The sequence below is a fragment of the Aeromonas sp. WP2-W18-CRE-05 genome, from assembly GCF_014168615.1.
GTDB classification, from domain to species: Bacteria; Pseudomonadota; Gammaproteobacteria; order Enterobacterales; family Aeromonadaceae; genus Aeromonas; species Aeromonas caviae.
The window spans coordinates 395,393-408,361 of record NZ_AP021917.1; the positions used below are offsets into that span (position 1 = coordinate 395,393).

The 12,969-nt window shown below is 64.1% G+C and carries 11 protein-coding genes; 3 read left to right on the top strand and 8 right to left on the bottom strand.

Annotated features, from left to right (window positions below):
• Positions 1-74: 74 nt before the first annotated feature.
• Together zntB and H7R73_RS01925 are read left to right on the top strand one after the other, a co-directional pair.
• Positions 75-1,040, top strand: a complete 966-nt coding sequence (gene zntB, locus H7R73_RS01920; RefSeq protein ID WP_171865294.1) for a zinc transporter ZntB — start codon at positions 75-77, stop codon at positions 1,038-1,040.
• 9 nt (positions 1,041-1,049) lie between these two features.
• A complete protein-coding gene (locus tag H7R73_RS01925; RefSeq protein ID WP_103259423.1) occupies positions 1,050-1,568 on the top strand; it encodes a mechanosensitive ion channel domain-containing protein in 519 nt (172 codons plus the stop codon).
• Positions 1,569-1,604: 36 nt separating this feature from the next.
• Here H7R73_RS01925 and H7R73_RS01930 read toward each other — a convergent pair whose 3' ends face one another.
• The 8 genes from H7R73_RS01930 to H7R73_RS01965 form a co-directional block, all read right to left on the bottom strand.
• Entirely contained in the window at positions 1,605-1,853 is a 249-nt protein-coding gene (locus H7R73_RS01930) for a hypothetical protein (protein ID WP_010672757.1), read from the bottom strand.
• Between the two features lie 69 nt (positions 1,854-1,922).
• Positions 1,923-3,713: a cation:proton antiporter gene (locus tag H7R73_RS01935; RefSeq protein ID WP_042015426.1), complete on the bottom strand. Its 1,791-nt coding sequence runs from the start codon at positions 3,711-3,713 to the stop codon at positions 1,923-1,925.
• Between the two features lie 94 nt (positions 3,714-3,807).
• Positions 3,808-4,329 carry an MltR family transcriptional regulator gene (locus H7R73_RS01940; RefSeq protein WP_010672759.1) on the bottom strand — a complete coding sequence of 174 codons (522 nt, stop codon included), beginning with the start codon at positions 4,327-4,329 and terminating at the stop codon, positions 3,808-3,810.
• A 97-nt stretch (positions 4,330-4,426) separates the two neighbouring features.
• Positions 4,427-5,572, bottom strand: a complete 1,146-nt coding sequence (locus H7R73_RS01945; RefSeq protein ID WP_052815685.1) for a mannitol-1-phosphate 5-dehydrogenase — start codon at positions 5,570-5,572, stop codon at positions 4,427-4,429.
• Positions 5,573-5,609: 37 nt separating this feature from the next.
• Complete coding sequence (locus H7R73_RS01950) at positions 5,610-7,538, bottom strand: PTS mannitol transporter subunit IICBA (protein WP_103259425.1); 1,929 nt, start codon at positions 7,536-7,538, stop codon at positions 5,610-5,612.
• 643 nt (positions 7,539-8,181) lie between these two features.
• Positions 8,182-10,203 carry an exoribonuclease II gene (locus H7R73_RS01955; protein ID WP_103259426.1) on the bottom strand — a complete coding sequence of 674 codons (2,022 nt, stop codon included), beginning with the start codon at positions 10,201-10,203 and terminating at the stop codon, positions 8,182-8,184.
• Between the two features lie 86 nt (positions 10,204-10,289).
• Positions 10,290-11,189 carry a LysR family transcriptional regulator ArgP gene (locus H7R73_RS01960; RefSeq protein ID WP_010672764.1) on the bottom strand — a complete coding sequence of 300 codons (900 nt, stop codon included), beginning with the start codon at positions 11,187-11,189 and terminating at the stop codon, positions 10,290-10,292.
• A 233-nt stretch (positions 11,190-11,422) separates the two neighbouring features.
• Positions 11,423-12,052: an acyl-homoserine-lactone synthase gene (locus H7R73_RS01965; protein ID WP_029313613.1), complete on the bottom strand. Its 630-nt coding sequence runs from the start codon at positions 12,050-12,052 to the stop codon at positions 11,423-11,425.
• Between the two features lie 64 nt (positions 12,053-12,116).
• On the opposite strand from H7R73_RS01965, the gene H7R73_RS01970 reads away from it, so the two are divergent.
• Positions 12,117-12,899 carry a LuxR family transcriptional regulator gene (locus tag H7R73_RS01970; protein WP_128318315.1) on the top strand — a complete coding sequence of 261 codons (783 nt, stop codon included), beginning with the start codon at positions 12,117-12,119 and terminating at the stop codon, positions 12,897-12,899.
• Positions 12,900-12,969 lie beyond the last annotated feature (70 nt).

Consider the following 12,969-nt stretch of genomic DNA (forward strand, 5'->3'; position numbering starts at 1 on the left):
GGCTGCCCCGGGGCTGAGTCGTCCCCGCCTTTGGTGTAAGCTGGGGCCTGCACATGAAACGAGAAGGAGACGAGATGGATCGGGTGCCCGGTGACGTGATTTATGGCCTGACCCTGGACGGCAAGGGGGGCATGACCCCGCTGGCCGAAGGTAGCGAGATCCCCGGTGCTCAGCCCGGCTGGCTGCATCTGGACTACGGCAACCCGGAGTCGGCGCGCTGGCTGCTGCAGACGCCGCTGCTGGGGGAGGCGGCCCGGGAGGCCCTGCTCGGCCAGAGCAATCGTCCCAAGCTGGTGCGGATGGGGGAGACGGTGCTGCTGATCCTGCGCGGCATCAACCACAACAAGGATCACAGGCCTGAAGAGATGGTTGCCCTGCGGATCTTCATCACGCCGGATCTCATCATCAGCAGCCGACGTCGTCCGCTGCTCTCCGAGAAAGATGTGTTCGAGCAGCTGTCGTTGGGGGGCGGTGCCGACACACCCGCCGACTGGCTGGTGGAGATATGCGACGCCCTGACCGACCGGGCCGGGGAGTTCGTCGAGGAGCTGCACGACCAGATCCTGGATCTGGAGGAGATGGTGCTGATGCGCGACCTGCCCGCCAACGGTCGGCTTGCGCGCATCCGCAAGCAGCTCATCATGATCCGTCGCTACCTCTCCCCTCAGCGGGATCTGGTGGCGCGCCTGGCCAACGAGAAGATCAGCTGGCTGGACGAAGATGACAGGCGACGCCTGCTCGACATCGCCGACCGCTTGCGGCGCTGGCTCGACGATCTGGATGCCGGGGTGGCGCGCACCGCCGTGCTGGCGGACGAGATCAACAACCTGATGGCGGAGGCGACCAACCGCCGCGCCTACCAGATGTCGGTGATGGCGCTGCTGTTCCTGCCAGCCAGCTTCCTGACCGGCCTGTTCGGCATCAACCTGGGGGGGATCCCCGGGGCCGAGAGTCCGACTGCCTTCTGGGTGTTCTGTGGCTTCCTGCTGGTGCTGGCGACCGGACTGGCGGTCTGGCTCAAGCACAGGCGCTGGTGGTAAGGAGTGAACATGACGACATGGGAATCTTTTGGCGTGACCCTGCTGCTGTTGCTGGGGCACACCCTGGTGCGCGGCCTCATTCACAAGAGCCTGATGGCCCTTGGCCAGAGCCGGCAGGTGAGCGAGAACCGGGTGATCTACGTGGAGCACGTATTCCACTTCCTGCTGGGCTGCGCCACCCTGCTGATCCTGGCCGGGGTCTGGGGGCTCGACTTCTCCCGGCTGGTGGTGCTCGCCTCCTCCTTCTTCGCGGTGCTGGGGGTCGCCATGGTGGCCCAGTGGTCGATCCTCTCCAACATCACCGCCAGCATCACCATCTTCTTCGCCTTCCCCTACAAGATTGGCGATCGCATCCGCATCCTCGACAAGGATGACTCCGTCACCGGCATCATCACCGAGATCGGCCTCTTCTACGTGCGGGTGCGCGATGACAACGGCGATCTGGTCACCTATCCGGCGAACCTTATTCTGCAAAAGCCGGTGAGGCGGCTGGAGGGAAAGGAGGCTGAGCCCACGCAGCCGGAATGAGAAAAGGCTCCCTCGGGAGCCTTTTTCGATGGGTGTTCAGCGTTCAAAGAAGCGGTAGAGGTGCTCGACCTGGACGGGGCAGTCGGCCACCAGGTGGATGTGGTCCCGTGCCTCCTCGGTGGACGAGAAGCTCATGGGGCACCCCAGGGTGTCCGTCATCACGTAGAGGTGGCCGTCCTGCCCCCTGAACTCCACGATCCAGCCGGGGGAGACGATGTCGTGCATGATCTCCGCCTCCTTGAACCTGTGCTGCTGGTGAAGCGCGCGCAATTCACTGACTGTCATGACATCCTCCTATGACTCATGGCGCCACCCTCAAGTCTAGTTCTCCTTCCCGGTGGCGCCGTCATCGGATCAGGGCGCCGTCGCCCCCTCACGGGGCGGTTGCAGGGCGATCAGCAGCTCCCCGGGCAGCGGCGTGACAGGGCCGGTGACCACCCTGGGTCTGGCCTTGGCATCCAGCACGAACAGAGGAATGGCGCCGGGATTGGCCTCCTGATACTGGTCCCAGTCGAAGGTGTCGCTCAGGCGGGTCGCCTTGATCTGCCCGCCCCGGCTCAGCAGGCCGCTCAGCCTGGCGAAGTTGATGTCGGCACCGAACAGGTTCTGGCGGGCACGGAAGGTAGCGCTCTCCCGGTTGGCCTTGCCGTGCTGTTCGCTGGAACGCAGGGAGTGGACCTTCTCCTCCCCGTAGAGGTGGGCGAAGTGCAGCACCCCGAGGGCGTTGTTGTGGCGGCTGGGAGAGAGCGCCAGCACGGTGCTGATGCTGGTGAGGGGCAGGTGCCGCTCGGCGTGCTCCGACTGGGGGTTGCCGAAGTAGCAGGGCAGGCCGCTCATGCGGGCCAGCTTGCAGTGCTCCCAGGCAGGATCGGAGAGCTGCACCGGGATCCCCTGATCCGCCAGCGCCTTGCCGATGGCCCGGGCCACCGAGTTGGCGCCGATGAGCAGCCAGACATTGGGGGCGCTCTGGCGCATGTCGAGCAATCTGGCCAATGGCGTGGCCGTCAGGCTCTGCAGCACCACGGTGAAGATGATGACCGCAAACACCAGGGGCACCAGCTTGTCGGCATCCTCGATGCCGGCCTCGTGCATGCTGATGGCGAAGGAGGCGCTGACCGCCGCTGCGACTATGCCCCGGGGGGCTATCCAGGCGAGCAGGGCGCGGGCGCGCCAGGGCAGGTCCGACCCCCGGGTCGAGACCAGGATGCAGAGCGGGCGGGCCACGAACTGCACCACGCACAGCAGGGCCAGCACCATGGGGCCGAGCTGCCAGAGCTGAGCCAGATCGAGGCGGGCTGCCAGCAGGATGAAGAGGGAGGAGATGAGAATGACGGCGAGATCCTCCTTGAAGGCCAGCACCTCCTCCAGATCCAGCCCCTCCTGGTTGGCGAGCCAGATGCCGAACACCGTCACCGCCAGCAGGCCGGATTCGTGACTGAGCCAGTCAGACAGGGTGAAGGTCACCAGCACCAGCGCCAGTACCCCGAACTTGTGCAGGCTGACCGGCAGCCAGTCCTTGCGGATGAGCAGGGTGGTGAGCCAGCCGGCACCGACCCCGATGAGCGACCCCACTCCCACCGTCTTGGCCAGGGCCAGCAGGGTATGACCGACCAGATCCCCCTGGCTGCCGAGGCGCACCGCCTCGAACACCAGTACCGCGAACAGGGCGCCGATGGGGTCGATGACGATCCCCTCCCAACGCAGGATCTTGTCCACCTCCCGGACCGGGCGGATCACGTTGAGCATGGGGGCGATCACCGTGGGGCCGGTCACCACCAGCACGGCGCCGAGCACCATGGCGACCCGCCAGTCCAGCCCAAGCAGGAAGTAGCTGGCGGCGCCGATGACGGCAAAGCTGGTCACCATGCCGGTGGAGCAGAGGTTGCGTACCACCTTGCCGATCCCCTTGAGTTCGGTCAGGTGCAGGGTCAGCGCCCCTTCAAACAGGATGATGGCGACCGAGAGGGAGACCAGGGGAAACAGCAGATCCCCCAGCAACTGATCGGGATCGAGCAGACCGGTCACCGGGCCGAGCAATAGGCCGCTCAGCAACAGGAACAAAATGGCGGGAACGCGCACGGACCAGGCAAGCCATTGGGCGAGCAGGGAGATGAGGGCTATTCCGGCGAGGGAGAGAGCTATCATGCCAACCTCGTACAGGTGATGGGGTTGGACCTAGTGTAGCGGGGAAGGGGGGCAAGATGACACCCGCCAGGCGTGCAGGGGAGAGCCGCTCAGATCAGATGGGGCTCTCTTTGTGGAGTTCGGTGACGCAATCGGTCACCGCCAGCACCAGGGCGGAGCGCACCATCTGATCGAGCCGGTTGAGCTGCATCTGGTAGAGGGGCCAGTCCTCCTCGTTGGCCGGGGGATCCTGCGGCATCATGCTGCCCTGCTGGATGGCATTCAGGCGCTCGAGCAGATCGCGGACCGGCTTGTCGCTGAAGCGGTAATCCTTGGGGTCGCGTACCAGAAAATCGCGGATCTTCAGGTACGCCTCGAGATCCTGATAGCGCTCGAGGGAGATGAGGCCGAGGGCGAAGATGAGCTTGAGGCGCACCTCCAGCTGGCCGAGGGGGCCGCTCTGGTTGAGCAGGGGTTCGATGGCGTATTTGACGGCATACTCCTCCTGACGAAAGGCTCGCCGCATCAGGGAGTCGACCGCCTCTTCCAGGATGGTCACGACCTCGAGAAAGAAGCCGCGGGGGCCATCCTGCTCGTTCAGTCGCTCCAGTACTTCATCTTCCTGGTGTGTGGTCATAAGTGCTTCGGGTCCGGCTGACAGGGGGAGAGCAGGCCCTCCCCCGGTTTGTATCGTACGGGGTCCGTCACGGGCGGTGTGACGCCACCCCATCAGGTCACTTCAAGTTGTTGTAACGGGCGACGATGGTGCGTACCACATCGCTGTGCTCATCCAGGCCGGTGACGCGGGCCAGTGTTCGTGCCGGACCAAGTTCCGCCAGCATGGCCTGCAGCTCCACCGCTTGGGGATCGTCCTCATTGCGGTAATGCAGTGCGGCGGCGATGCCCTCCTGCAGGTGATCGCTGGGCAGGCCGTACTCCAGGGTGCCGAGCAGCGGCTTCACCAGCCTGTCCCCCGCCGCCAGCTTGCGCAGCGGCTGGCGACCGACCCGGTCAATCTCGTCCACCAGATAGGGGTTGGCGAAGCGGGAGAGGATCTTCTCGATGTAGGCGGCGTGCAGGCGCGGGTCGAAGCCGTAGCGTTTCACCAGCACGGCCCCGCTCTCCTCCATGGCGCGGCGCACCTTGCTGCGGATCAGCGGATCCTCGATCGCCTCGCGCACGGTGCGATAGCCCCTGAGCTTGCCGAGATAGGCGGTGACGATGTGGCCGGTGTTGAGGGTGAACAGCTTGCGCTCGACGAAGGCCATCAGGTTGTCGGTGGGCTCCATGCCTGCCACCTGGGGCAGCTCCCCCTTGAACTGGGTCCGATCGACGATCCACTCGCTGAAGCTCTCCACCGTCACCTCCAGGGGATCGTCGTTCGCCGCGGCGGGCGGAACGATGCGATCCACCGCCGAGTCGACGAAGCCGACGCACTGCTCGAGGGTGGCATGATACGCGACCGGCAGGTACTTGAGTACCTCCTCCTTGAGGTGGCTGGTGCCGCGCACCATGTTCTCGCAGGCGATGACGTTGAGGGGAGTCAGGTTGCCGGCATCGAAGCGGGCCTGCAGCCCCTTGGCCAGGGTGCTGGCAATCTTGTCCAGGATGTTGGGGCCGACCGCCGTGGTAACCAGATCGGCGGTGATGATACGGGCGATCACCTCGTGTCCGGCCGAGCTGACGGCGGCAACGTTGCGCACCACGTCCAGCTTCTGATCCGTGCCCACCACGTGGACCTTGTACTCCTGGCGGTGGTTGAGCTGGTCGATCAGGGTCTCGTTGACGTCGGCGAAGGTGACCTGATGGCTGGCGTCCGCCAGCAGTTTGCCGATGAAGCCCCGACCGATGTTGCCGGCACCAAAATGTAATGTTTTCATGATATTAACCTCTACAACCAAAGACGATGACGGATGATTACGCGGCCTGCTCGGCCCCCAGCAGATCCAGGAACTCCTGGGGATCCTGGGTGCTGGCCAACCGGTCGACGAGACCGGGCTCATCCAGTGCATTGGTCAGGCGGGTTATGACCTGTATGTGTTCATCGTTGCGGGCGGCAATGCCGATGACCAGGCGCGCCACTTCATCGGCGCCCTCGCCGAAGGCGACCCCGGCAGGGTATTGGCAGATGACGATGCCGGTACGCTTCACGTGCTCCTTGGCGGCGATGGTGCCGTGGGGCACGGCGATGGATTCGCCGAGGTAGGTGGAGACCAGCTGTTCGCGCTCCAGCATGGCGTCGACGTAGTCCGGTGCCACATAGCCTCGCTCGGCCAGCAGCTTGCCGGCGGTCACGATGGCCGCTTCCTTGCTCTCGGCCTTGAGGCCCAGGTGCACGTCTTGCAGGCTCAGGGTGAAGACTTCCGGATCCTGCGGCTCGTAGCTGTCGTCGTTGGCCGCCACCAGCAGTTGCGGGTTGGCGACGTCATCGTTGGCCGCGTTGGCCAGGCTGAGGTTCTGTACCAGCTCCTGATAGAGGGCGTTGTCGAGGAAGTTGGTCAGCGAAATGTGCTGTGCATGCGGCGCATGGCGACGGGCACGGTCGGTGAGATCCTTGTGGGTGATGACCAGATCCACCTGATCGTCCAGGTTGTTGATGGCACGGTTGGTGACGCTGATGTCGAGACCGGCGGCCTGCACCCGCTTGCGCAGCATGCCGGCGCCCATGGCGCTGGAGCCCATGCCCGCATCGCAGGCGACGACGATGTTGCGCACTGCGGTCAGCTCGGTTTCCGGCTTCTTGGCGGCGGTGGTCTCGGGCTTGGCACCCTTCATGGCCTTCATCTTGCGGGTGGCTTCACCCAGGGCATCGGCCTCGTCGGCTTCCGGTTGCTGGGCACGGACGAACACGGCAGCGACCAGGAAGGAGACGGTGGCGGAGGCGACGATGGAGAGCAGCACCCCGATGAGGGAGGCTTTCGGCGTCATCAGCAGCACGGCGAAGATGGAGCCCGGGGAGGCGGGGGAGACGAGACCTGCGTTGAACAGGGTCAGGGTGAAGACCCCGGTCATGCCGCCTGCGATCACCGCCAGGATGAGGCGCGGGTTCATCAGCACGTACGGGAAGTAGATTTCGTGGATGCCGCCGAAGAAGTGGATGATGGACGCACCGGCTGCGGACTGCTTGGCGGCGCCACGGCCGAACACCATGTAGGCCAGCAGCACGCCCATGCCCGGACCCGGGTTCGCTTCGATCAGGAAGAAGATGGAGCGGCCCTGTTCGGTAGCTTGCTGGATCCCGAGCGGCGAGAAGATGCCGTGGTTGATGGCGTTGTTCAGGAACAGGATCTTGGCCGGCTCGACGAAGATGGAGGTGAGGGGCAGCATGTGGTTGTCCACCAGGAAGCCGACACCGCTCGCCAGCACGCCGGAGAGCACCTTGACGAAGGGACCGATGACGAAGAAGGCGAGAATGGCGAGCAACATGCCGATGATGCCGGCGGAGAAGTTGTTCACCAGCATCTCGAAGCCGCTCTTGACGCGACCTTCCATCGCCTTGTCGAAGCGCTTGATGGCCCAGCCACCCAGCGGGCCGACCATCATGGCGCCCATGAACATGGGGATGTCGGTCCCCACGATGACGCCCATGGTGGTGATGGCACCGACCACGGCCCCCCGGTCACCCCCGATCAGCTTGCCGCCGGTATAGCCGATGAGCAGCGGCAGCAGGTAGGTGATCATGGGACCGACCAGCTTGGCCAAGGTTTCATTGGGCAGCCAGCCGGTGGGGATGAAGAGGGCGGTGATGAAGCCCCAGGCGATGAAGGCGCCTATGTTGGGCATGACCATATTGGACAGGAAGCGTCCAAAATTCTGTATCTTGACTTTGGTATCCGGTGATAACATGTCGGGACCCCGTTTTAAGCCTGTGTGATTAAAAGTGGTAGTCGGGATGACGAGTTTTGCCGAACTCCCATCCCAGTCGTCTAAGCAACTTCAATCTACCAGCTTGTGATCAAATTAGGCTGAAAACGGGGTGTCTTGTGACCTGGATCTCAAATACCCCGACCTCCCCCCTCCCGGCATAGTGATGACGATCACAGTCAGTCGCTGTATTTCGGCTACATTTCGATCTTCTCGCCTCTGGGTGTCAATTTTTTGTGATTGATGTCTCGTTTTGTGGTTTGCGCAAATACGGTGTCAACGTGACTTTCGTCACAAAAACAAGTTTTGCACTCAAATGAGTCATGGTTTGTCGCCTCGTATTCGCAAGTAATGACGATGGATATGCCGCAGTTCATCGTTAATCATCAATGAATCATTTATTTTGTAACCCACTTTCAGTTTTTCCCCCGAGAGGATCGGTTCCGACAAGGCCTCTTGTGACGCCCGGGTGGCGGATCCTGATCCGCTCCCGTCTTGCTCCTCCCTGCCGGTCGCGACGCAGGCAGGGGCCTGCGAGCGGGTCTCCCATCCGTCTGCCCGCGGAGCGCAGCCATAAAAAAAGCCCGCAGGATGCGGGCTTTTGCAGGGCAGACAAGCAGGGGGATCACTGCGCCTTGGGGGCCTCGTCGGCAGGCGCGGCATCGGCCTCGCTGGCAGGGGAGACCGGCGCCGGACCCGGCACCAGATCCACCGCCGGCTTGGCGATGAGGGAGCGGGTCTCTTCCACCGCCTCGGTCAGCTTCACCTCGATGATCTGGCCGAGCTCGTAGACCACCTCGGTCTTGTCCAGATAGACGCGACCGTTGTCCCAGTTGCACTCCAGCCGATCCTTGTTGTCCAGGATATGGCGGGCGGGCATGAAGACCACGGCGCCGTTCTCCTGCAGGCGCAGCTTGAGGCCGGCGCGCATCACGTCGATGATCTCGGCGTTGAACACCTTGTCGGTGCCCGCATCGGCCTTGAGGTAGCGCACATAGAGCCAGTCGCCGATGTCGCGCTCCACCATGCGGTGCAGGCGGCGGCAGGCGGTCAGGTGCTCGGTCAGCTCCAGGCTGGGGCGCTCGCCCGGGGTCTTGCCGGCGATGACGGCTTTCAGCAGGCGATGGTTGACCATGTCGCCGTATTTGCGGATGGGGGAGGTCCAGGTGGCATAGGCATCCAGACCCAGGCCGTAGTGGGCGCCCGGTTCGGCGGACATCAGGGCATAGCTCTGGAAGCGGCGGATCTTGCCGTCCAGCCAGCGGGTGTCCAGGTTGTCTATCCAGCGGCGCAGGGCGCAGAAGCCGGAGAGGCTGGCGATCTCTTCCTTCTCGAACGGGGCCTCGGCGGTCTTGAGCAGCTCGATGGCGCCGTCCAGGGACTCCTCGTCAAAGCCGGTGTGGACGTTGAAGATGCCGTAGCCGACCTCTTTGCCCAGCACGCGGCCGGCGCAGATGTTGGCGGCGATCATCGACTCTTCCACCATGCGGTTGGCGATGCGGCGCGGCTCCACGTGGATGGCCAGCACTTCGCCGTCTTCACCCAGCTCGAAGTCGTAGTCGGGTCTGTCCGGGAACACCAGGGCGTGCTCGGTACGCCACTTGATGCGGGCCTCCGTCATCGCCTTCATCAGGGGCAGCTGGGCCAGCACGCCGGCGTCGATATCCAGCGCTTTGCCGTGCTCGGCCCAGTCGGAGACGTCGTCATAGCTGAGACGGGCATGGGAATTGATGCGGGCGGCGAAGAACTCGGTCTCCTCCAGCAGCAGGCCGTCCTCGGCGATGAGCAGACGGGCGCACAGGGTGTTGCGCTCCTCGCCCTCTTTCAGGGAGCAGAGCTCGTCGGAGAGGGTGCGCGGGATCATGGGCACGTTGCGTCCCGGCATGTAGACGGTGAAGGCGCGCTGGGCGGCCTCCTTGTCCAGCTCGCTCCCCTCGGCCACATAGGCGGTCGGGTCGGCGATGGCCACCAGCAGCTCCCAGCCGTTCTCCAGCTTGGTGATGGCCAGGGCATCGTCCATGTCCTTGGTCTTGGCACCGTCGATGGTGAAGAAGGGAACCTGGGTCAGATCCCGGCGGGGCAGCTCTTCCTCTTCGATCACCTTCCACTCCGGCAGGTCCGCCGGTTCAATCTGGGCCAGGTTGTGGCGCGCCAGCACTACCCACCAGGGCACGTTGTGATCTTCCTGGGTGGCGATGAGCTGGGTGATCTCGGCGGAGAAGTTGCCGTCCACCAGGGCATGGCGCTTGAGGGTGGCGACCACCCAGTCCCCTTCCTTGAAGGATTTCTCGTCCAGACCCTTCTTGGCGCGGGCCTTGATGGCGTCCTTGATGAGGGGGTGGTCGGGCACCACGTTGAGGCGGTCGCGGAACATCTTGACGCGGCCGACGAAGCGGGTGACGGCCTGTTCCAGCAGGGCATCCGGCTCGGCCACCTCTTTCTCTTTTTCAGTGCGGATCAGGGCGCTCACCCGGTCACCGTGCATCACCTTCTTCATGTAGGGAGGCGGCACGAAATAGCTGGTCTTCTCATCGACCTCCAGGAAGCCGAAGCCCCGATCGGAGGCGCGGATCACACCCTCTTTCTTGGGGATGTTTTCGCGGATTTGTTGCTTGAGCTGGGCCAGCAGCGGATTGTCTTGGAACATAAATGGGGAACCTGAGTGGAGACCTGATGGTTAATCGCCCAGCACTATACGTTTTTACCCCCCCAAAGCCAAGGTGAATGGCCCCCTCAACGGGGTTGCAGTGCCCGTCGCCCCTGCTGGATCAGGCGCTGGGATATCTGCTTGTGCAGCCCCCGCTCCAGCACCCAGCGGTGCCAGTAGAGCTGCTCGACCAGGTGGTGATCCGGGTTGAGATCGAGCAGGCGCCCCTCTTCCAGTTGCTGGCGGATCTGCAATTCCGGGATGAGGCAGCAGGCCAGCCCCTGCTCCGCCATGGCGACGAAGGCCTCGGAGGATCGCACCGTGTGGCAGGGGTAGCCACCGGGGGGGAGGGCGAAATGACGGGCCATGTAGCTGATGTGCATGTCGTCGCGCTGATCGAAGGCCACCGCCGGCGCCTTGGCCAGGGCCGCCGCCGTGAGGCCGTTCGGGAAGTGGCGGGCGACGAAGGCGGGGCTGGCGGTGAGCAGATAGCGCATCTCGCCGAGTTCGTCGACGCAGCAGCCCGCCAGCGGCTGGGGTTGCAGGCTGACGGCGCCGAACGCCTGCCCCTCGCGCACCCGGTCCAGGGTGCGGCTCTCGTCATCCACCAGCAGGTTCAGCTCGATGGGGTATTGCTCCAGCAGTGGCGCCAGGGCGGGCAGGAACCAGGTGGCCAGGCTGTCGGCATTGACGGCGATGCTGACCCGGATGGGGGCCCTGGGCTCGTCGGGGGAGAGCTCGCCGGCCAGCTCCAGCTCCAGCTGGCGCACCTGGCGATAGTGGGCCAGCAGCTTCTGGCCGAGCCCCGTGGCCTGCAGCGGCTGGCTGCGGATGATGAGCGGCTCCGCAAACTGCTGCTCCAGCTGCTTGATGCGCTGGGAGATGGCGGACTGGGTGATGTGCAAACGCTGGGCGGCGCGCTCGAAGTTTTGCTCCCGGATCACCGCGTCCAGGGCCAGCAGCAGCTTGTAGTCCAGCGTTTTCATCAGCATTCCTTATGAAAAAAGGGAGTTCAGCAAGAATGCTACTCAAGGGCGCGCCAGAGGACAACCTGACCGCCCCCATGGAGGGGGCCCGTGCCCGGGGCTGCCCCTGTGAGATGTGACAGTAGCCCTGAAATGAGATTCATAAGATACTCACCTGGTCCGTTTTTGCATGGGGTGGAAACGGACCATAGCGAGCGTCTTGAATCCCGGGCCGGTCCCGGGACTTTTTTTGCTCAGATGACGGCGAGCAGTGCATCCCCCGCCGGCCGGTAATGGCCCTGCAGGGGGCGATGGACGGCGCGGTCGAAACGCTCGTCCAGGTGGAAGCGGATACCGACCCCGCGCACGGCCCCCAGATCCACCGCCTGGCGATGGCCGAGGCGCTCGATGGGCAGGCCGAGGCGGCGGAAGATGCGCTCCACCGGCAGGCTGACCACGGCCACCAGCTCGCGGATCCCCTGCTCCCTGGCGAAGGCCAGCACCTCGCGGAAGATGACGCAGGTGAGTTCGCTGATGCCGTTCTCCAGGCGAGGGGCCCGGTCGGCGTCGATGGCGAGGCGGGTCAGCTCCCACACGTCGTTGCCGCGCGGGGGGGCTTCGCCAGCGAGGGCGGTGGGGAAGATGCTGGGCAGCATGTAATCCTGGGCGCAGCTGAGCAGGCGGATGCAGCCGCACAGCCCCTGCTTGTCCTCAATCAGCACCCAGTGGGTGTCGGGCTTGTCGAAGTTGTCCCGCTCCAGGCCACGGCGGGATTCCACGTCCCAACCGAGTCGATCGGAGAAGACGCGGTTGCGAAATCGGTAGAGCTCGTTTTCGACCTCCCATCTGGGGTGTTCTTTCAATTTTCCTTTGAAAACAAGCATTCATGTCTCTCCATTTCATGGTTAGGCGCTATAATCCAAGGCCTTGGCCAGGGGAGGCTTGCCTATGACACGCGACCAACTGCTTGAGTACCTGGAACATTTCACGCTGGTGACCGATGGCAACCGGCTGTCCGAGCTCATCGGCCGCTTCACCCTGGGAATGGGTTACGACTACTACCGCTTCGCCCTCATCCTGCCCATGTCGATGCAAAGGCCCAAGGTGGTGCTGTTCAACCAGTGCCCCGACTCCTGGGTACAGGCCTACACCCTGAACAACATGCTGGCCTGCGATCCCATCATCCAGCTCGCCCGCAGGCAGACCCTGCCCATCTACTGGAACCGGCTGGACGAGAAGGCGCGCTTCCTGCAAGAGGGGAGCATGGATGTGATGGGGCTGGCGGCGGAATTCGGGTTGCGCAACGGCATCTCGTTCCCGCTGCACGGGGCGGCGGGGGAGAACGGCATACTCTCTTTCATCACCCGGGAGCGGGCGTTGAGCGATCTGATGCTGGAGTCCTCGCCCATCCTCTCCTGGATGTCCAACTACATCTTCGAGGCGGCGATCCGGATCGTGCGCCAGAGCATGAGGGAGGACGATCCCCAGGAGCCCCTGACGGAGCGGGAGACCGAGTGCCTGTTCTGGGCCAGCGAAGGGAAGACATCGGGGGAGATCGCCTGCATCCTCGGCATCACGGAGCGCACCGTGAACTACCACCTCAACCAGGTCACCCGCAAGACGGGGTCGATGAACCGCTACCAGGCCATCGCCAAGGGGGTGAGCAGCGGCATCCTGCTGCCGAACCTGGAGCAGGTGGTGGTCACCAACTTCCCCTCCCTGCTGCAGTGAATACAGGCCCGGCGGCACCGGCTCGTCGCCTGGCATCCCCTCTGTCGCCATCACCGCTGTCCTGCGCCGT

What these genes read in the sequence shown, in the direction of transcription:
- H7R73_RS01930 (WP_010672757.1), bottom strand. Translation starts at nt 1,853, where the DNA reads ATGACAGTCAGTGAATTGCGCGCGCTTCACCAGCAGCACAGGTTCAAG.
- H7R73_RS01970 (WP_128318315.1), top strand. Translation starts at nt 12,117, where the DNA reads ATGACACGCGACCAACTGCTTGAGTACCTGGAACATTTCACGCTGGTG.
- H7R73_RS01960 (WP_010672764.1), bottom strand. Translation starts at nt 11,189, where the DNA reads ATGAAAACGCTGGACTACAAGCTGCTGCTGGCCCTGGACGCGGTGATC.
- H7R73_RS01950 (WP_103259425.1), bottom strand. Translation starts at nt 7,538, where the DNA reads ATGTTATCACCGGATACCAAAGTCAAGATACAGAATTTTGGACGCTTC.
- H7R73_RS01945 (WP_052815685.1), bottom strand. Translation starts at nt 5,572, where the DNA reads ATGAAAACATTACATTTTGGTGCCGGCAACATCGGTCGGGGCTTCATC.
- H7R73_RS01955 (WP_103259426.1), bottom strand. Translation starts at nt 10,203, where the DNA reads ATGTTCCAAGACAATCCGCTGCTGGCCCAGCTCAAGCAACAAATCCGC.
- zntB (WP_171865294.1), top strand. Translation starts at nt 75, where the DNA reads ATGGATCGGGTGCCCGGTGACGTGATTTATGGCCTGACCCTGGACGGC.
- H7R73_RS01940 (WP_010672759.1), bottom strand. Translation starts at nt 4,329, where the DNA reads ATGACCACACACCAGGAAGATGAAGTACTGGAGCGACTGAACGAGCAG.
- H7R73_RS01965 (WP_029313613.1), bottom strand. Translation starts at nt 12,052, where the DNA reads ATGCTTGTTTTCAAAGGAAAATTGAAAGAACACCCCAGATGGGAGGTC.
- H7R73_RS01925 (WP_103259423.1), top strand. Translation starts at nt 1,050, where the DNA reads ATGACGACATGGGAATCTTTTGGCGTGACCCTGCTGCTGTTGCTGGGG.
- H7R73_RS01935 (WP_042015426.1), bottom strand. Translation starts at nt 3,713, where the DNA reads ATGATAGCTCTCTCCCTCGCCGGAATAGCCCTCATCTCCCTGCTCGCC.